Origin of the sequence: Arthrobacter sp. YN (genome assembly GCF_002224285.1) — a bacterium.
Classification (GTDB): domain Bacteria; phylum Actinomycetota; class Actinomycetes; order Actinomycetales; family Micrococcaceae; genus Arthrobacter.
The window spans coordinates 3,209,312-3,226,704 of the sequence record NZ_CP022436.1; the positions used below are offsets into that span (position 1 = coordinate 3,209,312).

General features: G+C 62.1%; 13 protein-coding genes and 3 tRNA genes. 11 read left to right on the forward strand and 5 right to left on the reverse strand.

What is annotated here, in order from left to right:
- Positions 1–222 precede the first annotated feature (222 nt).
- Both ilvD and CGK93_RS14700 read right to left on the reverse strand, forming a co-directional pair.
- Positions 223–1,941, reverse strand: coding sequence for a dihydroxy-acid dehydratase (ilvD, locus tag CGK93_RS14695; RefSeq protein WP_089597477.1), 1,719 nt, complete (start codon positions 1,939–1,941; stop codon positions 223–225).
- Positions 1,942–2,023: 82 nt separating this feature from the next.
- On the reverse strand, positions 2,024–2,995 hold the full coding sequence (locus CGK93_RS14700; RefSeq protein ID WP_089595471.1) for a LysR family transcriptional regulator: 972 nt from the start codon (positions 2,993–2,995) through the stop codon (positions 2,024–2,026).
- 180 nt (positions 2,996–3,175) lie between these two features.
- On the opposite strand from CGK93_RS14700, the gene CGK93_RS14705 reads away from it, so the two are divergent.
- The 4 genes from CGK93_RS14705 to CGK93_RS14720 all read left to right on the forward strand — a co-directional run bounded on the left by CGK93_RS14705 (position 3,176) and on the right by CGK93_RS14720 (position 5,864).
- Positions 3,176–4,183, forward strand: coding sequence for a sunset domain-containing protein (locus CGK93_RS14705; RefSeq protein ID WP_232481326.1), 1,008 nt, complete (start codon positions 3,176–3,178; stop codon positions 4,181–4,183).
- A gap of 54 nt (positions 4,184–4,237) precedes the next feature.
- On the forward strand, positions 4,238–5,416 hold the full coding sequence (locus tag CGK93_RS14710) for a PQQ-dependent sugar dehydrogenase (RefSeq protein ID WP_089595472.1): 1,179 nt from the start codon (positions 4,238–4,240) through the stop codon (positions 5,414–5,416).
- Between the two features lie 105 nt (positions 5,417–5,521).
- A tRNA-Lys gene (locus tag CGK93_RS14715) sits at positions 5,522–5,597 on the forward strand.
- A gap of 191 nt (positions 5,598–5,788) precedes the next feature.
- A tRNA-Lys gene (locus CGK93_RS14720) sits at positions 5,789–5,864 on the forward strand.
- Between the two features lie 99 nt (positions 5,865–5,963).
- Here the strand turns inward: CGK93_RS14720 and CGK93_RS14725 are convergent.
- The gene (locus CGK93_RS14725; RefSeq protein WP_089595473.1) at positions 5,964–6,431 is read right to left on the reverse strand and encodes a MarR family winged helix-turn-helix transcriptional regulator; all 468 of its coding nucleotides are present in this window, start codon (positions 6,429–6,431) and stop codon (positions 5,964–5,966) included.
- A gap of 85 nt (positions 6,432–6,516) precedes the next feature.
- On the opposite strand from CGK93_RS14725, the gene bcp reads away from it, so the two are divergent.
- From bcp to CGK93_RS14760, 7 genes are all read left to right on the forward strand, one after another.
- Entirely contained in the window at positions 6,517–6,990 is a 474-nt protein-coding gene (gene bcp / locus CGK93_RS14730; RefSeq protein WP_089595474.1) for a thioredoxin-dependent thiol peroxidase, read from the forward strand.
- Positions 6,991–7,045: 55 nt separating this feature from the next.
- A tRNA-Leu gene (locus CGK93_RS14735) sits at positions 7,046–7,127 on the forward strand.
- A gap of 199 nt (positions 7,128–7,326) precedes the next feature.
- On the forward strand, positions 7,327–8,994 hold the full coding sequence (locus tag CGK93_RS14740; protein ID WP_089595475.1) for an ABC transporter substrate-binding protein: 1,668 nt from the start codon (positions 7,327–7,329) through the stop codon (positions 8,992–8,994).
- Between the two features lie 79 nt (positions 8,995–9,073).
- Positions 9,074–10,579, forward strand: coding sequence for a malate:quinone oxidoreductase (locus CGK93_RS14745; RefSeq protein WP_089595476.1), 1,506 nt, complete (start codon positions 9,074–9,076; stop codon positions 10,577–10,579).
- A 67-nt stretch (positions 10,580–10,646) separates the two neighbouring features.
- On the forward strand, positions 10,647–13,871 hold the full coding sequence (locus tag CGK93_RS14750) for an efflux RND transporter permease subunit (protein WP_089595477.1): 3,225 nt from the start codon (positions 10,647–10,649) through the stop codon (positions 13,869–13,871).
- A gap of 150 nt (positions 13,872–14,021) precedes the next feature.
- Positions 14,022–15,146 (forward strand): LLM class flavin-dependent oxidoreductase, encoded by a 1,125-nt coding sequence (locus CGK93_RS14755; protein ID WP_089595478.1) that lies wholly within the window; start codon positions 14,022–14,024, stop codon positions 15,144–15,146.
- Positions 15,146–15,613, forward strand: coding sequence for a MarR family winged helix-turn-helix transcriptional regulator (locus CGK93_RS14760; RefSeq protein ID WP_089595479.1), 468 nt, complete (start codon positions 15,146–15,148; stop codon positions 15,611–15,613). Before CGK93_RS14755 ends, CGK93_RS14760 begins: the two co-directional genes overlap by 1 nt.
- Here the strand turns inward: CGK93_RS14760 and CGK93_RS14765 are convergent.
- Positions 15,610–16,416: a transglutaminase-like domain-containing protein gene (locus CGK93_RS14765; protein ID WP_089595480.1), complete on the reverse strand. Its 807-nt coding sequence runs from the start codon at positions 16,414–16,416 to the stop codon at positions 15,610–15,612. The two genes, CGK93_RS14760 and CGK93_RS14765, sit on opposite strands and share 4 nt — an antisense overlap.
- A 70-nt stretch (positions 16,417–16,486) precedes the next feature.
- Positions 16,487–17,362 (reverse strand): hypothetical protein, encoded by an 876-nt coding sequence (locus tag CGK93_RS14770; RefSeq protein ID WP_089595481.1) that lies wholly within the window; start codon positions 17,360–17,362, stop codon positions 16,487–16,489.
- Positions 17,363–17,393 lie beyond the last annotated feature (31 nt).

The window sequence follows — 17,393 nt, forward strand, 5'->3', positions numbered from 1 at the left end:
GGCTCTTCGAGGGGTTTGCGCGTGACGGTTCGTTACCAGTCGGGCTAAGCCACGCGCTTGGTAAGGACGACGACGCCGACGGTAACGAATGTGATCATGCGTTCAGTGTTCCCTCTAAGTGAGATACGTGTCAATTGACCACAATCGTATCTCACTATTTGGACAGCTATGTCCGCCTGCCGGACTCCGCCCGTCAGTGGCGGGCGGAGCCGAGAGCAGGAACTACCCGCAGTACGCCCCGGTGGAGGCACTGTGGACAAGCTTGGCGTATTTGGCCAGGACGCCTTTGGTGAACTTGGCCGGCAGCGGCTCCCAGCCCTCCTTGCGGGCCTCAAGCTCGGACTCGTCCACCAAGAGGTCGAACGAGCGTGCGGCGATGTCCACACGGATGCGGTCCCCGTCCTTCACGAAGGCGATGGGTCCGCCGTCGACCGCTTCCGGCGCAACGTGGCCAATGCATAATCCGGTGGTACCGCCCGAGAAACGGCCATCGGTGAGCAGGAGCACATCCTTGCCCAGCCCTGCGCCCTTGATGGCTCCCGTAATAGCCAGCATCTCGCGCATGCCCGGGCCGCCCTTGGGGCCTTCGTAGCGGATCACCACGACGTCGCCCTTGTTGATTTCGCCGTTGTCCAACGCGCTGAGGGCCCCCTGCTCACGCTCGAAGACACGCGCAGTTCCTTCAAAGACGTCGGCGTCGAAGCCGGCGCTTTTCACTACGGCGCCTTCGGGAGCCATGGAACCGTGGAGGATGGTGATGCCGCCGGTCTTGTGGATCGGATTGTCCAGGGCGCGGAGGATCTTGCCGTCAAGGTCCGGCGGGTTGATCGAGGCGAGGTTTTCGGCGAGGGTCTTGCCGGTCACGGTGAGGCAGTCACCGTGCAGCAGTCCGGCGTCGAGCAGTGCCTTCATGATGACGGGCACGCCGCCGATCTTGTCCACATCGGTCATGACGTAGCGGCCGAATGGCTTGAGGTCGCCGAGGTGCGGAATCTTGTCACCGATGCGGTTGAAGTCATCGAGCGTCAGCTCAACTTCTGCCTCGCGGGCAATGGCCAACAAGTGCAGGACAGCATTGGTGGAACCGCCGAAAGCCATGGTGACGGCAATGGCGTTTTCGAAGGCCTTCTTGGTCATGATGTCGCGGGCCGTGATCCCAAGACGCAGAAGATTGACCACCGCTTCGCCGGACTTGCGGGCGAAGTCATCACGACGACGGTCCGCCGACGGCGGGGCGGCGGAGCCCGGCAGGGACATTCCCAGGGCTTCGCCGATGCACGCCATGGTGTTGGCCGTGTACATGCCGCCACAGGCGCCTTCGCCAGGGCAAATGGCTTTTTCGATGCGGGTGAGGTCTTCCATGCTCATCTTGCCTGCAGCGCAGGCACCCACGGCTTCGAAGGCGTCAATGAGGGTGACTTCCTTCTCGGAGCCGTCCTCGAGCTTGACCCATCCGGGCATGATGGAGCCGGCGTAAAGGAAGACGGAGGCGAGGTCCAGGCGGGCAGCAGCCATGAGCATCCCGGGAAGGGATTTGTCGCAACCAGCCAGCAGGACCGAACCGTCAATACGCTCGGCCTGCATCACGGTCTCCACGGAGTCGGCAATGACCTCGCGGGATACGAGCGAGAAGTGCATGCCTTCGTGCCCCATGGAAATGCCGTCCGAAACGGAAATCGTGCCGAACTGCATGGGAAAGCCCCCGCCGGCATGGACGCCTTCTTTGGCGCCTTGTGCAAGGCGGTTGAGGGAGAGGTTGCAGGGCGTGATTTCGTTCCACGAACTGGCGACACCAATTTGCGGCTTGGCGAAGTCGTCGTCTCCCATGCCAACCGCACGGAACATCCCCCTGGCCGGTGCCGCGTGGATGCCATCGGTGACCACCCGGCTGCGGGGCTTGATGTCCGGGGTGATGTCTGTCGCAATCTCGGTGTCACTCATGACCAAAGTCTATGGGTACCTCGCTGCCACCGCCGCTGTTCCATGCCGGGTTAAGTCGGATCAACCGAATATTGCGGAGGAATCAAGGTTTCCCGGCAGGTCGGTCCTGATGTTCCGGGGGGCACTTACCCGGAGGGGAGTCCTGGAGCTCCTTGGCGATTTCCGCGGCCTCGCTCCTGAGCATGTCAAGGACGATCCCGATGGTTCCCCGGGCGGCAACCTCCTGACGGGAAAGTGCCACGATGCTCCTGCTGGCCTTCACCTCCGTGAGTGGCCGAAGCACCAGGCCCCGCCTGGCACTGGCCCGGGCCGTGTACCGCGGGAGGAGGCAGATCCCATGGCCCGCACCTACCAGTGCCTCCAGCACCCGCAGGTCCGGATACCGCTGGCCACGGTTGGCCTGACGGCCCGCATGGAGCTCGATTTGGCGAAGAACGGTGTCAAAGGGAAACCCCTCCGGCACACCGATCCAGGGGTAGTCGACAACATCGCCCGGACTCAATCTCGCCTTGGCTGCCAGCGGGTGGCCCGCAGGCACGGCGACGTCGAGGGCTTCTTCGAGCAGCGGAACCACCGCCAGTCCCTGCCGGGCAAATACTTCCGGGCCGTCCACGCTGTGGGCCAGGACAATGTCATAGTCGGCCACCAATGGCGCGAAGTGCGCGGTTCCCGGATCCTCGAAATGTGCGTCGAAAGTCAGTCCCTCCACGGAGGACACCCGATGCAGCACCCCGGGCAGCAGCATTTCTGCCGCGCTGGGGAAGAAAGCCGCGGACACACGGGTCTGCCATCCCTTCCTGTAGGTATCGATGGTGGACTCAGCCCGCGCCATGGCCGTGGCGATGTCGGCAGCCGCGGCAGCCATGGCATATCCCGCTTCGGTCAGCTGCACGCCCCTGCCGACCTTTTCCACCAGCACAACACCAATTTCCGCCTGCAACGTCTTCAGTTGCTGCGAGACTGCCGACGCCGTGACATTCATCGCTTCAGCCGTGGCACCCACACTTTGACGGTCTGCCAGCTCGCGCAAAATCTGCAGTCTTTTCACGTCCATTCAGCCAGACTAGGCGACCCGGCGGAATTCCATTCCCCATGATTTTGCAGCACCGCGATTTTCCTCAGCAAACTGATCACATTCCACGGAACAGCAGGTCAAAGGCTGGACAGCCCATTAACAGGCACGTAACGTCAGGAACACCACGAACTGCACCCCTGTGAGCAGAAGGGCATCCACATGGACTGGATAATTTGGGTCATTGTCATTGTGTTGGTCATTGCCATTGTTTGGTGGCTTATGAACCGCAACAAAGCACTTAATTCCTCCTCAACCCACGCTCCCGCCGCAATGGAGCCCGCCAACACCACGTCCCTGCCGGATGCGGCCGCAGCAACAGCAGGGGTGGCAGGCTTGGCCGGCGTCACCAACCTGGGTAAGGCGGCCGCCGAGGGCAGCGGTCCCACCGGCGACGAATCCCCTCAGGACCCAGCAAGGCAACCAGCCCGGGAACCGGTGGACGAGTCCATCGCTGATGAACCGGCTGAGCTCAAAGCACGCAGGGACCAGGAGGCTGCCGACGCCTCGTTGGCCAGGGGCACACAAGCTGAGCCGGCCGCCATCATCGGTGACGAATCACCCCGGGAACCAGTGGCAACCCCGTCTCCCGGCCCCGTGCCGTCTCCCACACCCGGCCTCACGGTGGAAGAGCCCGTTGTTGCCGCTCCAGTGGTGGAGGAACCGGTGGTTGAAGAACCCGTGGTGGCCCAGCCGACAGTAGACAGCGACGCCACTGTCCATTCAGCTGATACGGGTCACCCGGCCGATACGGTGCACTCGGCCGATGCCGGCGACGTTGACGACTGGGATGCGGGTGCGTCGGAGCCCGCAGGCAAGGATGACGCTGCAGACAAGGCCGAGTGGGAATCGTCGTGGACCGACTCATCCGGTGCACCTGTCCACCACCACGAATACACGGACGCGCACTCCCCCACCCTTCCGGGCGCCGAGTCTGCAGCGGCGGAGGATCCCACAACCTCCGGGCACCTTGCCGCCGAGCACCCCTACGGAACCGGCTCCTCCAGCATTGCGGGAGACGCCTACCCCGTAAAAGCCAACGCGACGGCCATGACGTACTACGACGAAGACACTGCGGACTATGACGACGTTGCCGCTGATGTGTGGTTCGAATCGGCCGCGCATGCAGAAGCCGCGGGGTTCAGGCCACCCAGGCGCAACAGGCACTGACCCGGTAAGCCACCACTTGACCGGTAACTACGGACCTCGATAACGGACACTGGCATGGGCACGCACTCACCGGAACGGCGAAGGCGGCTGATGCTTGCGTCCGCGTTCGCGACAATCCTGGTGATGACGGGCTGCACAGGCAGCCCATCATCACCGGGAACCGCGGCAACGCCGAACCCCACCACCCCGGCCCCAACACCTTCCAGCCCCGGCAGCAGCCAGGGGCAAGCAGGCGGTCAAGGTACGGCCGGCAGCCCGCAGGCTCCCGAGCTCGCTGAAAAGCTCGACGTCGGGTTGCAGCTGCCGTGGTCGGTGGTGTTCCTGCCGGATGGAACCGCGGTGGTGTCTGAGCGCGACTCCGCCCAGGTCAAAGCCATCAGTGACGGCCGGTCCACCACCATAGGTGAGGTAGCCGGCGTCGTTCCTGGAGGCGAAGGTGGCCTTCTGGGCCTCGCAGTGTCCCCGATGTTCCAGAACGACCGCTGGCTCTATGCCTATTTCACGTCCGCCAACGACAACCGTATTGCGAGGATGAAGCTCGGCGAAGAGAACGGGGGGACGTTGTCGCTCGGCGAACCCGACGTAATTTTCTCGGGGATTTCCAAGGCCTCAACCCATAACGGTGGGCGAATCCGCTTTGGCCCCGACGGCTTCCTTTATGTGGGCACGGGAGACTCGCAACGCCGGGAACAACCGCAGGACACCAACGCCCTGGGTGGCAAGATCCTGCGCCTCACCCCCGAGGGACGGCCAGCCCCCGGAAATCCCTTCGGCGACAATCCCGTCTTCAGTTACGGGCACCGAAACGTACAGGGTTTGGCATGGGACAGCGAGGGAAGGTTGTGGGCCAGTGAGTTCGGCCCGGACGTGGATGATGAGTTGAACCTGATCACGCCGGGCGGCAACTACGGGTGGCCCACAGTCACCGGCGCACCGGGCAGGAACGGCCTGATCGATGCAAAGGTCGTGTGGCCTTCAACATCCGAAGCGTCTCCTAGCGGCCTTGAGATCGTCGGCGGTGTGGCGTACACAGGTGCCCTCCGCGGTCAACGGCTGTGGACGGTGCCGCTCGACGGCGAGTCAGCCGGAGACCCTGTGGCCTATTTCACAGGACAGCACGGGCGACTAAGGGACGTAGCGCGTGCCCCGGACGGCACTTTATGGGTGGTCAGCAACAACAGAAACCCCGACTTTGCGCTGATTCTGAGGGTCACGCCCCAGGGTCAGCGATAGGCGATGGGCCGATTTCACAGTTGGGCGGATGTCGTGTAGAGTTACATGTCGTTGCGGAGATCGCCGGGGAAAGAAAAGCTTCCGGTTAGGTCCAATTCAACAGCTGCACCTCTAGCTCAACTGGCAGAGCAATTGACTCTTAATCAATGGGTTCCGGGTTCGAGTCCCGGGGGGTGCACCACGAAAGGCCTTGGAGTGTATTTCACTCCAAGGCCTTTTTTCATTTCCGCAGGGCTTTGAATCACCCCTTCATGGCATGCATCACTCCGGGGCCTTGGTGGTTTTGAAGCTACAAAATCTGGTGTAGAGTTATTTGTCGTTGCGGAGCTCAACGAGGAATACGAATTCCCCGGAGAGACCGAAACAACAGCTGCACCTCTAGCTCAACTGGCAGAGCAATTGACTCTTAATCAATGGGTTCCGGGTTCGAGTCCCGGGGGGTGCACCAATAACAAAGGCTCCGGATCGTGAAAACGATCCGGAGCCTTTTTGTTTCCCATCCAAGGCGCTCCGGGACGGAACACCTTGGATCGGACTTTGGTGTGGGTCAGCTCTGCGCGACGTCGGTAGCTTCGTCGCGGGGTTCCTGCTCAGGAGCCGGTAAACCTGCCAGCCCCCGGACGACAATCCTGAGTTCCTCGCGCAGCCGTGCGGTATCAACGGCAACGGGCGACAAGACGTCCTGCTCGAGCTTCACTGCTTCTGCCAGAGCTGCACTGCCGGCCTCGGTCAGGGTCACCACATGGCTCCTGCGGTCGGAGTCGCTGCGCTGGCGCGCGATGTGCCCGTGCAGCTCCAACCGCGCAAGAGTAGTACCCATTGTCTGGGCCTTGACCCGTGCAACTTCGGCCAATGCCGCCTGAGTAATTGCACCTTTGGCGGCAAGCACTTGCATGGCAATGACCCCGGCATGGGTAAGGCCGATGGACTTCAATTTTTCGTTCCACGAGATTTCCACCAGGCGCGCAGCTGTCGAAAGCAATCGGGTGGTGGGCCATCTCTCCATATCTGGCATGCCGACAGTATATGCGCGGACGGGGAGCCAGCGCGGCTTCTCCCCACTAAACTGGGAAATCGCGATCCCCAGCAAGGAGCATATTGTGGCAGAACGACTTATCCCGGGCGACGTTGCCCCGAACTTCACACTTCCCGACGAAACCGGCAAAAGCGTCAGCTTGTCGGACTTCCAAGGGCGCAACACCATCGTGTATTTCTACCCTGCAGCATCCACCCCGGGGTGCACCAAGGAAGCGTGTGACTTCCGTGACACCCTGGCGTCGCTCCAGGCTGCAGGCTACGACGTCATTGGCGTCTCCCCCGATCCCGTCAAGGCACTGGCAAAGTTTGCAGCTGAAGAGCAACTGACGTTCCCGCTCCTCTCGGACGAGGATCATGCAGTGGCTGACGCTTACGCGGCCTGGGGCGAGAAGAAGAACTATGGCAAGACCTACATGGGACTGATCCGGTCCACCATCGTGGTGGACCCCGAGGGGAAGGTGTCCCTGGCGCAATACAACGTCCGCGCAACCGGGCATGTTGCCAAGCTTCGCCGGGACCTCAAGCTGGACAAGTAGCGGGTACACTGGAGGCCGATAGCGGGCCGCCCCCAGGGGCACCAGCTTTCAGCCAGCGCGAGTGGTGAAATTGGCAGACACGCAGGATTTAGGTTCCTGTGCCTTCGGGCGTGGGGGTTCAAGTCCCCCCTTGCGCACAGCATGAACACAGTGGCCATGGGCCACCCGGAATACCCCCGGTTGCAGAATTTGCAGCACGGGGGTGTTTTTTCCTCAAGCAGCGGGGATGGCTTCCTGAAAATGTGCTGGGAGGTGCACTCAGGACGTTCAACTAGACTGGAATGCGGTCTGGCCGAAGCCGGCCACAGCACTTCCAACCGGCTTGAGGGGACAAGAGTGGCAAGCAGCAAAATGCGGCGCCTGACCGTACAGTTCGGAGCTGCAGTAGCGGTTTTGGGGCTGGCAGCGTGTACAGGAACACCGGGCCCGGCACCGTCTTCGTCCTCCAGCAGCACCGCTCCGGTGGAGCCTACCGCCACTTTCAACTTCGGCACCGCCTCCATGCCGCTGGGACTCGATCCCGCCATGACCGCGGATTCGGAGTCCTACCGTGTCACCCGCCAAGTCCTCGAAGGCCTGGTCGGCGTGGATGGCGCCACCGGTGAGACAACTCCACTTCTGGCCACGGAGTGGAAAGACAGCAACAACGGGCTCAGCTACGATTTCACGCTCCGCTCCGAAGTGACCTTCCACGACGGCACTCCACTGGACGCTGCCGCTGTCTGCGCAAACTTCAACCGCTGGTTCACTTTCCCCTCTGAACTCCGGAAACAAGCACCCGGCATTTCGTTCCAAGGGGTGTTCAAAGCCTATTCCGACGAACCGGTGTTCTCCATTTTCAAAGACTGCAAAGTGGTCTCGGCCAACGACGTCCAGATCAACCTGACGCGGCCCTTCACCGGTTTCCTGCAGGCGTTGACCCTGCCCGCCTTCGCCATCTCCTCGCCCACCGCCCTTGAAGCGCAAAAAGCGAACGTGCTGGACCAGACCTTGAACGGCCAGGCCGTGTCCGCCTATGCCAGCCACCCCGTAGGGACGGGCCCCTATGAATTCAACGCCTGGGATGAGAACAAACTCACGCTCGCCACGTACAAGGGCTACTGGGGCAACCGGGGCCAAATAGCCACCATCAATTTCATCCCCTACGATCGCGCCGAAACGCGGCAGCAAGCCCTTCTGGACGGGAAGATCGACGCTTACGACCTCGTAACGCCCGGAACCTTTGACCAACTGGTCAAGAAGGGTGTCCAGATAATCCAGCGCGACCCGTTCTCAGTGATGTACCTCGGGATCAACCAAGCCGTGGCGCCCTTGGAGAAGCTCGAAGTCCGCCAGGCAATCGAAATGGCAGTCGACAAGGAAACGCTGATCCGGCGGTTCTTCATCGACAACACGGCACAGGCCTCACAGTTCGTGCCGCCCAAGCTCAGTGGTTTCAACAACAATGCCCCGTCCCTCGGATACAACCCCGAGAAGGCCAAGGAACTGCTGGAGAAGGCGGGCTACAAGGGTGAGGAAATCAAGTTCTACTACCCACTGAACGCCACCCGCGCCTACATGCCCACTCCCGAAAAGATCTATGCCGAAATCAGCCGCCAACTGGTTGCCGTAGGCTTCAACATCAAGCCAGTGCCAGTGGACTGGGAGGGCGGCTACCTGCAGCGCGTCCAGTCGGCAGGAGATCGCGGACTGCACCTTCTGGGTTGGAACGGCTCCTACGCCGACGCCGATAACTTCCTGGGGCCGCTGTTCGGCGAAACCCGGGCAGAGTTCGGCTATGCGGATTCGGAAGTCTTCCATAAGATCGAGCGGGCACGCGCCATGCCTGACGGAGACGACCGCAACGCCCAGTACCAGGCCATCAACGCTGAGATCGCGGCCTCGGTACCGGCTGTGCCGATCGCCTTTCCCATCTCCGCTTTGGCGTTGTCCAACAAGGTGGAAAGCTACCCGGCTTCACCTGTCCTCAACGAAGTTTTCACGAACGTCCGCTTAAAGCCTTGACGTTCGCCCGCAATTTCAGTATTGGGTCTGCGCGGGGATATTCTGTGACAGCCAGTGCCGCCGCTAACGGAGATTGATCGTGACCTTCATTTCCAAGACTCAACATGCCGACGTCGTCCTTATTGGCGGCGGAATCATGAGTGCCACCCTTGGTGCGTTCATCAAGCAACTCGAACCCACCTGGACCATCTCCCTGTTCGAACGACTCGACGAAGCGGGGCTTGAGAGCTCCGGACCGTGGAACAACGCCGGCACCGGGCATGCCGCGCTGTGTGAGCTTAACTACTCCCCCGCAGCCAAAGACGGCTCCGTGGACCCTTCCAAGGCCCTCCACATCAACGAGCAGTTCCAACTCTCACGTCAGTTCTGGTCCCATCTGGTGGACACCAAGGTCATTGGCTCCCCCAAGGGCTTCATCAACACCGTTCCGCACATGAGCTTCGTCATTGGCGACGACCATGCGGACTTCCTCAAGACCCGATACGAGGCACTCAAGCCCAATACGCTGTTCCGCAGCATGGAATACACCGAGGACCAGGACCAGATTGCCAAATGGGCCCCCCTGATCGTCAAGGGACGGGACCGCAAGCAGCGTGTTGCCGCTACCCGCGCAGCTGAAGGCACCGACGTCGACTTCGGTGCCCTGACGCGTGAGCTCACAACCTACCTGCAGGACAGCGGCGCCGAGGTCAACTACGGTCACGACGTCACCAACATCAGCCGCGCAGCCGGTGGTGGATGGGACCTGTCCATCAAGCACCCCAAATCCGGCGAGCACGGCCGCATCCACGCGAAGTTTGTCTTCGTGGGAGCCGGCGGCGGAGCCCTGCACCTGCTTCAGGCCTCCGGCATTCCTGAGAGCAAGGGCTACGGCGGGTTCCCCGTTTCCGGCCAGTTCTTCCGCTGCACCGACGACGCCATCACGTCCCAGCACAGCGCCAAGGTTTACGGCCAGGCATCCGTGGGCGCGCCGCCCATGTCCGTCCCGCACCTGGATACCCGCTACGTGGACGGCAAGCGCTCCCTCCTGTTCGGCCCGTACGCCGGATTCTCCACCAACTTCCTGAAGACCTCCAGCTACCTGGACCTTCCGCTGTCCATCCGGCCCGGAAACATCATTCCCATGTTGGCTGTAGCCAAGGACAACATGGACCTCACCGCGTACCTCATCAAAGAGGTCGCCAAGCGGCACGAGGCCAAGGTTGAGGCCCTGCGTGAGTACTACCCCGAGGCAGCGGGCGGCAACTGGGAACTGATTACCGCCGGCCAGCGTGTTCAAATCATCAAGAAGCACCCTCAGAAGGGTGGCGTCCTGCAGTTCGGCACCGAGGTCATTGCCTCCCGCGATGGTTCCGTTGGCGCGCTGCTGGGTGCCTCGCCGGGCGCATCCACGGCTGTACCGATCATGATCGAATTGCTGCAGAAGTCCTTCCCCAAGAACTTCAAGGGCTGGCAGTCCAGGCTCAAGGACATGATGCCGGGCTACGGCGTCAAGCTCAACGAGAACCCTGAGCTCGCTGCCGAACTGGAAGCAAGCACCGCGCGGTCCCTGCAGCTTGACGGGGCCAACGCCGTCCAAAGCTAGGCCATACCCGGGGCTGCGGCCGGTTCCCGTCAGACGAATCGTTACGTAGACCCTGGGAGTCAATGCAATGTTCCGCCTGGCCAAGCTTTCTCTGGGAAACCGGGCCCTGATCGCGCTGATCACCGTCTTTGCGGCGGTGTTCGGCGTGATCACCATGGGATCCCTGAAGCAGGAACTCATTCCGTCCATCGAGTTCCCGCAGATCACTGTGGTGACCTCCATGCCAGGCGCGTCCCCGGAGGTCGTGGACAAGCAATTGAGCCAGCCCCTGGAAACAGCACTGAACAGTGTTGAGGGACTGGAGTCCACCACGTCCACTTCCCGTAACGGTGTATCGCAGATCACCATGGTGTTCACGTACGGGTCCAACCTTGACCGGGCACGGAACCAGATCGACCGGGCCATCTCGAACGCCAAGCGGGTGCTGCCCGCCGACGTCGAGCCCCAATCCATTGCCGGGAACATCAGCGACTTTCCCATCGTCTACCTGGCCGTATCATCGGACAAGCCCCTCAGTGAGCTCAATGCCGACCTCTTGCGGCTGAGCGTTCCCCGGCTCCAGAAGATCGACGGCGTCCGCGGCGCCGATGTGACGGGCGGGTCCAACCAGCACATCCTGATCCAGCCCCGTCCGGCAGACCTGGCCACCAGCGGCGCGTCCATCCAGGCCATCAGCAATGCCTTGAAGAACAACGGAACTTTGGTCCCAGTGGGCACCATCGAGGACCAAGGCAAGACGTTGTCCCTCCAGCTCGGCAGTCCCGTGGATTCCTTGGAGATCATTAAGGGACTTCCCCTGACAGGTGCAAAGAATGCTGCCACCATCGGGGCGGTGGCCGACGTCAGCATCGAGGACGATGCTGCTACCTCCATCACGCGCACCAATGGCAAGCCGACTCTGGCGCTGTCCGTCACCAAAAAGCCCGAGGGCGATACTGTAGCGATCTCGCATGCCGTGCGCGATGCGATCGGACCCATGCAGGACGAACTGGGCAACAACGCCACCTTCACTCCGGTCTTCGATCAAGCCCCGTTCATCGAGAAGTCCATCAAGGACCTCACCACCGAAGGCCTTCTCGGACTGGGCTTCGCCGTGGCCGTCATCCTGGTGTTCCTGATGTCCGTGCGATCCACCCTGGTGACCGCCGTTTCCATACCGCTGTCCCTTCTGATCACCTTCATTGGCATCTCCGCAACCGGCTATTCACTGAACATCCTCACTTTGGGTGCACTGACCATTGCGATCGGGCGTGTGGTGGATGACTCCATCGTGGTGATCGAGAACATCAAGCGACACCTCAGCTACGGCGAACACAAGCTCACCGCCATCCTGACCTCCATCCGTGAAGTCGCCGGAGCCATCACGGCCTCCACACTGACCACCGTGGCCGTCTTCCTGCCCATCGCCTTTGTGGGCGACCTCGCCGGCGAGCTGTTCCGGCCGTTCGCCCTCACAGTGACCATCGCGCTGTTGTCCTCATTGTTGGTTTCGCTCACGATCGTTCCTGTGCTGGCCTACTGGTTCCTCGCGTCCCCGGCAAAGGGCGCTGAAGCGGCGGCCTCCACCCAGGAGGCGGCGAAGAAGGCCCGGGAAGCCGAGCAAAAAAGCAGGCTCCAGCGCGGTTACCTTCCGATCCTTGCGAAGACACAAAAGCACCCGGTCATCACGTTGTCTGCCGCGGCTTTGGTGCTCGTGGCGACCGTTGCCGTTTCACCGCTTCTGGCCACCGACCTGCTGGGCCGCTCCGGCGAGAACAGCATGACCGTACGGCAGGTCCTCCCCGCCGGGACCAGCCTGCAGGCCACCAGCGATGAAGCAGCCAAAATCGAAGATGCCCTGAAGGGCATCAACGGCATCAAGGACGTGCAGGTCACCTCCGGAAATGCGCAGACAGGCTTCGCTGCCCTGACATCAACCGGTTCGTCCAACTCGACGTTCACCATTGTCACCGACGAGAAAGTGAACCAGACCAAGCTCCAGGAGGAGGTCAGATCCTCACTGGTTGGTGCCGCGGGGAAGGTTACCGTCGGATCCCAGCAAGGCGGTTTCGGCACTTCCTCGACGGTGGACATCACCATCCGGGCGGCTAACTCCGCCGACCTCCAAACTGCCAGCGATGCCATGGTGAAGGCCATGGACGGAGTGCCTGGCAGTTCCGAGGTAGCTACCAACCTCGCGTCCAAGCAATCGGTCGTCCAAGTCCGCGTTGACCGCGCCAAAGCCGTGGCGGCCGGCTTGACGGAGGAGCAGGTAGGGGCCTTCCTGGCCTCCACCGTCAGCCCCATTCCTGCGGGCACCGTCCGGATCGACACCAACGACTACCCGGTGCAGATCGGTGAGGGCACACGCTTCACCAGCATCGCTTCAGTCCGGGCACTTCAGCTACCCACAGCACGCGGTGGGGTGGCGTTGGAGTCCATTGCCGCCGTCGAGCAGGTTGATACTCCCGTCTCCATCACCAGCAGCAACGGGCAACGCACGGCGCGGGTGACCGTGACGCCGTCGGGTTCCAACCTGGGCAGTGTGAGCACCGCCGTTCAGGAGCGACTGGCAACGGTGGAACTTCCGGCCGGGGTCACTGCCACCATCGGAGGTGCCACAACCCAGCAGGCGGAGTCCTTCCGGCAGTTGGGCCTGGCACTGCTGGCGGCTATCGCGATTGTTTACGTCATCATGGTGGCCGCATTCAAGTCACTCATCCAACCGCTGATCCTGCTGGTGTCGGTTCCGTTCGCCGCCACGGGCGCCGTCGGCTTGCTGTTGGTGACCGGCGTTCCGCTGGGCCTGCCCTCGCTGATCGGCATGCTGATGCTGGTGGGCATCGTGGTGACCAACGCAATCGTCCTGATCGACCTCATCAACCAGTACCGCAAGCCCCACGATGGCAGCCCGGGCATGAACGTGGCGGACGCCATCACGCACGGTGCGCGCCAACGCCTCCGTCCCATCCTGATGACGGCATTGGCCACGGTGTTCGCACTGACGCCCATGGCCTTGGGACTCACGGGCGGCGGCGGGTTCATTTCCCAACCACTGGCCATTGTGGTGATCGGCGGGCTGGTCTCCTCCACGGCCTTGACGCTGGTGCTGGTCCCGGTCCTTTACAAGCTGGTGGAGGGACGCAGGGAGAAGAAGGACCTGCTGAACGCCCTGCAGGACAAGCCGACGCCGTCCGGAAACGGCACGTCCGGCAACGCAGCCAACGGCTCGTCGGACGAGTTCCAGGATTGGACCACTGGCATGATTCCCAGGGTCAAGGGCCGCCGCGCAGCCCATCATCCCAGCGAATAGCAACCACCTCCAACAGACTCACCTTCACGGGCAGGGCCGGGAACATTTCCCGGCCCTGCCCTGTTACAGGTATCGATACATGCAAATGCATCTAGTTTGAGATACACTGTTGACAGAGCCCGGGACCACGGGCAGGGAGAAAGGCACATCATGCAGATCGGCGTATTCAGCGTCAGCGACATCACCACTGACCCCACCACGGGCCGCACGCCCACGGAAAACGAACGCATCAAGGCCTCCGTTGCCATCGCCAAAAAGGTCGAAGAAATCGGCATGGATGTCTACGCCCTGGGCGAGCACCACAACCGGCCGTTCTTCTCCTCCTCCCCCACCACCACCTTGGCTTACATCGCCGCGCAGACCGAGCGCATCACGCTCTCCACTGCAACCACGCTGATCACCACCAATGATCCGGTGAAGATTGCCGAAGACTTCGCGATGCTTCAGCACCTTTCGGACGGCCGCGTGGACCTCGTCCTCGGCCGCGGCAATACGGCGCCGGTCTACCCCTGGTTCGGCAAGAACATCCAGGACGGCGTAGAACTCGCGATCGAAAACTACAGCCTGCTCCGCAAGCTGTGGGATGAGGACACCGTCAATTGGTCCGGCAAGTTCCGCACGCCGCTGCAGAACTTCACCTCCACCCCGCGACCGCTCGACGGCGTCGCTCCCTTCGTGTGGCACGGTTCCATCCGTACGCCGCAGATCGCAGAAGTTGCTGCGTACTTTGGCGATGGATTCTTTGCCAACAACATCTTCTGGCCCAAGGAGCACTACCAGCAGCTGATCGGCCTTTACCGCGAGCGGTACGAGCACTACGGACATGGCAAGGCAGACCAGGCGATTGTTGGCCTCGGCGGGCAATTCTTCATGAGGAAGAACTCCCAGGACGCTGTCAAGGAATTCCGCCCGTACTTTGATAATGCGCCGGTCTATGGACACGGACCGTCGCTGGAGGACTTCACGTCCCAGACGCCGTTGACCGTAGGAAGCCCCCAGGAAGTCATTGAAAAGACCCTGACCTTCCGCGAGGCCTTCGGAGACTACCAGCGCCAGCTGTTCCTGATCGACCACGCCGGCCTTCCCCTGAAGACTGTCCTGGAGCAGTTGGACCTCTTCGGCGAGGAAGTCCTTCCCGTCCTGCGCAAGGAATATGCTGCCATGAAGCCGGCCCACGTGCCGGACGCTCCGACGCACGCATCCCGCGTTGCCGCAGCATTGGAAGAAAAAGTCAGCGAATCCGCAACTGCCGGTGCCGCGGGGCAGGACGCCTGATGTCCGGTCCAACGGGCGCGGCGTCCTCCGCCGTTCGCCTCGCCGCCGAAACCTGGGAGTCGTTGTTCCGCTCCCAGGTGGCGGTGATGCGGAAGCTTCAGTCAGGACCGGCGTTCAAGACCATCCCCGTCAAGGAATACGACGTTCTTTTTACGCTGTCCAAGTGCCCATCGGGGCAGCTCCGGCTCAATGAAATCAACGACAAAGTGCTGTTGAGCCAGTCGAGCCTGAGCCGCTTGGTGGACCGTCTTGAGAAGCGCGGTTTGGTGGAGCGGACGGCAGCCCCCGACGACGGCCGCGGAGTGCTGCTCTCACTCACCGAAGCGGGCAGCGAGCTTCAAAAAACGATCGGGCGCGAACACGTGCGGGACATCGCCCACTTGGTGGGACCGGCCCTCACCCCCGAGGAACAGCGCGAACTCCTTCGGCTGACGGAAAAACTCCGTGCTTCCGTGACGGGACACTAGCGAAGGCTGACGGGCTCCCGGAGATCCTCTACCGGGAGCTCGCCGTTAACTGAGGCACTGACTTTAAGGGTCTTCAACGTCAGGCTGCCACCCACAGTGGAGAGAAATGCCGTATCCGAGGAATCCCGGCCGGCCGTGATCCTCAGCATGGATTCACGGGGTGCCAGGCCCGTGGGGTCGATGATGTACCAAGCGCCGTCAATGTACGCTTCGGCCACGGCATGGAAATCCATGGGACTCAACCCGGGGGCGTACACAGCAGCGAGCCGGGCAGGTACGTCCTTGGCCCTCAACAACGCGATGGCGAGGTGGGCGAAATCGCGGCACACTCCCTTGCGGTGCAGCAACGTTTCCACGGCGCCATCCGTACCCCGGGACGAGCCGCTGACGTAGCGGAGTTCCGCGTTGACCCAGTTGCGGACCGCTTGGAGCAGTTCAGCTCCTTGCAGCGAGCCGAACTCGGCATAGGAGGTAGGCAGCAGCCTGTCAGACTCCGCATACCTGCTCGGCCTGACGTAGCGGATCAACTCCATGGGAGTGGACGTTTCAGGGATGCCAAAGCCGTGAACAGTCGCGCGGTACTCCACGGTCACTTCGCTGGGCTCGGTGAATTCAAGGTAGTGGAAGCGGCCGCCGTGGTGGTCGCTGAGTTCGGCGAAGGGAAGCTCGTCACCGGCGGAGGTGATGGAGAGGGTCTCGGTCACTGAGTCGTAACCGGAATTCCGGGCGACGGCTATTGCCATGGCTACTTTGGTGTTGGCTGCGGTCTTGAAAACGAGCGTGGCAGCAACGTTGCGTTCCATTGATCTCCGGGATATGTTGCGGCGGGCAGTCCCCAACGGCGCCGTATGTGTGAAGCAGCCAATCGCGGGACTATTGATTGACCTTCAGAGACAGTAGCATCCGCTGGACATTGGCGAATTCAGAACCGTGGACCGCGTACTTCGCGGCCAGGTCCAGAGTGTCGAAGGATTTGGCCGGCGCCACCTTCTCATCGGCAGCAAACGCGTGCAGGGCGGGGACGTCCCCAAACGAATAGTCGCCGTTTCCCGCTGGCCCCAACACCCGGTTCCGGAGTTCGCACGACTGCCCGTCAGCCCCCGCTACCATGTTGGTGATGCCGTAGGAACCGAAGAACTTGTAGCCCTGGATCACACGGAAAACGACGCGCGGATCAATGGTGTCCGGGCCATTTGAATGCGGGACGTCCAAGGGGACGCTGCTGATCACCACATAAGGCCGCCCCTGTCCGGCCGGGCAGTTGACCGGGGCCGACGGAGGCAGGCCTGTCTGGAGGGTGGCTACATAGCTGCCACCACCGTCCTTGACTTCAACCTTCACTGCTCCCGCCAAAGAACCCGGCTCCGGACTTACCGACTGGGCAATCCAATCCCTGGGCAGATCGAAGCTGACAGTCTTGGCTGGATCCGAATAGGTCTTCCATGACAGCGCTGTTGCTGCCCCGCTGGGACTGGGGCTGGCGCCGGCCGGATCAGACGAGGCTGCTGCCCCTCCGGAACCAGGCGTCGCGGACGGTGAGTTGCCCCCTGTGCCGGGTTCCGGCGTCGAACTCCCTGGTGGCGCACCTGTACCCGACTCCGAACTGTTGGGCTTCGACGTCGCCGTAGAGGTGACCTGGGGTCCCTTGTTTTCAGCGGAACAGGCGGATGCTGCGGCGAGCACCGACCCTGCCAGCACCAAGGCCGCGAGCTTCACCGGAACACACTTCAGGTTCATGATGCCCTTCATGACCACAGCCTATCGGCGGCCATACCGCGAC

Excerpts from the sequence above, each read along its gene's own strand:
- ilvD (WP_089597477.1), bottom strand. The coding sequence starts at position 1,941 with ATGAGTGACACCGAGATTGCGACAGACATCACCCCGGACATCAAGCCC.
- CGK93_RS14700 (WP_089595471.1), bottom strand. The coding sequence starts at position 2,995 with ATGGACGTGAAAAGACTGCAGATTTTGCGCGAGCTGGCAGACCGTCAA.
- CGK93_RS14705 (WP_232481326.1), top strand. The coding sequence starts at position 3,176 with ATGGACTGGATAATTTGGGTCATTGTCATTGTGTTGGTCATTGCCATT.
- CGK93_RS14710 (WP_089595472.1), top strand. The coding sequence starts at position 4,238 with ATGGGCACGCACTCACCGGAACGGCGAAGGCGGCTGATGCTTGCGTCC.
- CGK93_RS14725 (WP_089595473.1), bottom strand. The coding sequence starts at position 6,431 with ATGCCAGATATGGAGAGATGGCCCACCACCCGATTGCTTTCGACAGCT.
- CGK93_RS14750 (WP_089595477.1), top strand. The coding sequence starts at position 10,647 with ATGTTCCGCCTGGCCAAGCTTTCTCTGGGAAACCGGGCCCTGATCGCG.
- CGK93_RS14755 (WP_089595478.1), top strand. The coding sequence starts at position 14,022 with ATGCAGATCGGCGTATTCAGCGTCAGCGACATCACCACTGACCCCACC.
- CGK93_RS14760 (WP_089595479.1), top strand. The coding sequence starts at position 15,146 with ATGTCCGGTCCAACGGGCGCGGCGTCCTCCGCCGTTCGCCTCGCCGCC.
- CGK93_RS14765 (WP_089595480.1), bottom strand. The coding sequence starts at position 16,416 with ATGGAACGCAACGTTGCTGCCACGCTCGTTTTCAAGACCGCAGCCAAC.
- CGK93_RS14770 (WP_089595481.1), bottom strand. The coding sequence starts at position 17,362 with ATGAAGGGCATCATGAACCTGAAGTGTGTTCCGGTGAAGCTCGCGGCC.